The following is a 2,642-nucleotide window of genomic DNA, read 5'->3' as shown; positions in this document are numbered from 1 at the left end:
GGCCGGGAACCGACGAGGGCTCAGCTGCCGTAGCGCAGGGAGATCGTGTCTCCGGCGTTGACCGTGGCGCCGCGTGTCGCCGTGGTGGCCGCGGCACCGTCGATGCTCAGCTTCCACGTCGAACTGCCCGCGTTCGCCTTGCCGTTGAGGGCCGTGATCGTGCCCGTCCCGGACGCCGGCGTGACACCGGTGACACAGCCCGACGGGGTGGCGGCGCCCGCGGCGGCGTTCAGCACGGTACCGAGGGCGGTCGTCGTGCCGGTCGGGGTGAGGGCGACCGAGCAGACCTTCAGCGACGTGCCGTCGTCGACGGTCACGGCGAGGCTGGTCGCCGTACCCGCCGTGAACGCGCCGGTGGCGACCCAGCGCGGCGCGCCGGCCGTGGTCGGGACCGGGGGCGCGGCGGTGAAGCCCGCGCCGGCGACGGCGCGCAGCCCGTCGATCGACGCGTACGAGGACGGACTCGTGTCGCTCGGCAGGTACTTAAAGCCGCCGCCCGGGTTGAACTGCTGGGCGATGAGGAAGTCCACGGGCGTCTTGCCCGCCGAGGTCAGGAAGTCGCCGGTCTGGGGGTTGATGCCGCAGGCGTTGAGGCCGGACACGGCCCAGCCGTTGGAGTCGGTGTTCGGACCCCACATGGCGTTGAACGCGCCCGTGGTGTTGATGAGTTTGGTCTTCAGGAACGCCTTCGCCTGGACCACGTCCGGGTCGGTGGCGGGCACGCCGGACACGCACAGCGCGGCCATGGACGCGCCGGTCATGTCGATGTCGCTCGGCGCGGCGAGCGCCGTGGGGTCGCCCTCCGCCTTGCTGTAGTTCCAGCCGCCGTCGTTGTGCTGATTGGCGCGGACCCGGGTGACGGCCGCGTCGAGCAATCTGTCGGAGATCGCCGAGGGCGGCATCAACTCCGAGGCGCTGGCCATGCTCGGCGTTCTGTCCGCGGTCAACGCGGCCCTGCTCCCACGGGCCACCGGCCGCCGTGAGGTCTTCCTCCTGGCCGGTTACGGCTCCCTGTCCGGCTATCTCTTCGGCTTTCTGCTCAACCTGTCCTTCTGGCCGTTCTCCCTCGACCCGGACAGCTCGATCGCCTATCTGCCCGGCCTGCCGTTCACCGAGCAGTGGCAGCGCTACCTCGCGTTCGACCTGGCCACGTCCCTGGGCTGGGACACCGGCCGCGCGGTCACCAACTTCGTCTGCATCCTGGTCGCGGGCCCGGCGGTCCTGATCACTTTCCGGCGCGCGGCGCGCCGGGCCCGCTTCCGGGCCCCGGTGAGATTCCACGCCGAGGGCGCACACGAGGAGGGTGCCCACGAGCAGGGAAGGGCGCCTGACAGGCCGTAAGCCCGGTCAGGCGCCCGCACCACCCGGCGCACCACTCAGCTGACCATGATCGGCCCCGCGGTCGCCGTGCACTTGGTCTGGTCGGCGGCGACGGCCGCGCAGCCGTTGCCCGGGGTGGCCGTGTAACCGGCCGGGGTGAAGATGATGATGTTGTTGTTCAGACCCCACGCGCCCGGGGGCACGTTCACCCTGCCGACGGTCTCGGCGATCGTGCCGGTGATGTCGTAGCTGCTGCCCGGGAAGTAGGCGATGTCGCTGCCCCACACGTACGAGGCGCTGACCCCGTACATGCGCACGACGACACCGCAGACCGCGACCGACCGCCAGGAGAGTTGATGCGGCTGGGTCGGCGCGTGTCCGAGCCCGGAGGGCGTCGTGATCTCGCAGGTGTACACGCCGCCGTCGTTGTTGTTGGTGAACGTGACGAGCGCGTTGCCGGAATCGGCGGCCGCGGGTGGGGCCGCGGCGGTGGCGGATACGCGCTCCGTCGGCTCGGCGGCCTGGGCCGGGCCGGAGTTGAGCGCGAGGGACAGGGCGGCGATGCCGAACGCCGCTGCGGCTGAGCCGATCTTGCGGTGGAGCGAGTGGGGGGACACGGAGATACCGACCCTTCGTGGATACGAAATCGGACAGGCAGAATTCCGGTGCTCGTTCATCGCCCACACGCGTGGGCGACCAGAAGATCGTCGCCTTCCGGCGGGAAGCGGGTCAAGAGTTTGAACGTTCCAATCAGCGGTTTTAACGCTCCAACTGCCCTGTATCGACGGCTAATTGGAATTACTCCATGAATTGTCGGACATGCGGGAATGATTCGGATTACTCCCCGGGTGTCCCGGGCCTCGGCGACAGCCGGACGGTGGGGTCGAGGCACCAGTCGAGGATCGACGGCCAGGAGCCGTAGCCCGCGTCGAGGTCGAGATGCGCGCCGCCGGTGATCACGTCGGAGTCGAGGCCGAGCGGCCGGCCGTAGCGCTCGGCCGCGCCGCCCTCGCAGTACGGGTCGTCGTCTTTTCTTGCCGGTGGTGATGTCGAGGCGGCCCGCGATGTCGCGCAGCTGGGCACCGACTCATGGCGGGATCGCCTAGATCGTGTCTCTCAGGTGGTGCAACACGGCCCCGAGTTCGCCCAGGGCCAACGTGGCCAAGTGCCGACGTCGAGCCTGGCCGGCCCATCCAGGCCACGCCTCACAGCTTGGTTGCTGCTCAAGCCCCTAGGCCCTGTCTTCAAAGTCCCGCCTGGCCTGCGACGCCTGGCACGGCACCTCGCCGCGTTGTCGGAGTCGCCCAAGTACGCCCAGTACG

At 69.9% G+C, this 2,642-nt stretch carries 2 protein-coding genes and 2 pseudogenes; 1 reads left to right on the top strand and 3 read right to left on the bottom strand.

Translation table 11 applies throughout. The features are described 5' to 3' along the window. Positions 1-20 precede the first annotated feature (20 nt). Positions 21-869: pseudogene (locus ACFUN8_RS37245) on the bottom strand (hypothetical protein); the annotation flags it as partial. Between the two features lie 7 nt (positions 870-876). Between ACFUN8_RS37245 and ACFUN8_RS37240 the strand changes: the two are divergent. After that, positions 877-1,341: pseudogene (locus ACFUN8_RS37240) on the top strand (hypothetical protein); the annotation flags it as partial. A 35-nt stretch (positions 1,342-1,376) separates the two neighbouring features. Here the strand turns inward: ACFUN8_RS37240 and ACFUN8_RS37235 are convergent. Both ACFUN8_RS37235 and ACFUN8_RS37230 read right to left on the bottom strand, forming a co-directional pair. Further along, entirely contained in the window at positions 1,377-1,937 is a 561-nt protein-coding gene (locus ACFUN8_RS37235; protein WP_383647851.1) for a hypothetical protein, read from the bottom strand. A 220-nt stretch (positions 1,938-2,157) separates the two neighbouring features. Beyond that, positions 2,158-2,403 (bottom strand): alpha/beta hydrolase, encoded by a 246-nt coding sequence (locus ACFUN8_RS37230; RefSeq protein ID WP_383647849.1) that lies wholly within the window; start codon positions 2,401-2,403, stop codon positions 2,158-2,160. Between the last annotated feature and the right edge of the window lie 239 nt (positions 2,404-2,642).

The organism is Streptomyces sp. NPDC057307 (genome assembly GCF_042667665.1).
Classification (GTDB): Bacteria; Actinomycetota; Actinomycetes; order Streptomycetales; family Streptomycetaceae; genus Streptomyces.
Note: the sequence above shows the minus strand (reverse complement) of the source record. Positions and strands in the feature narration are given on the sequence as shown.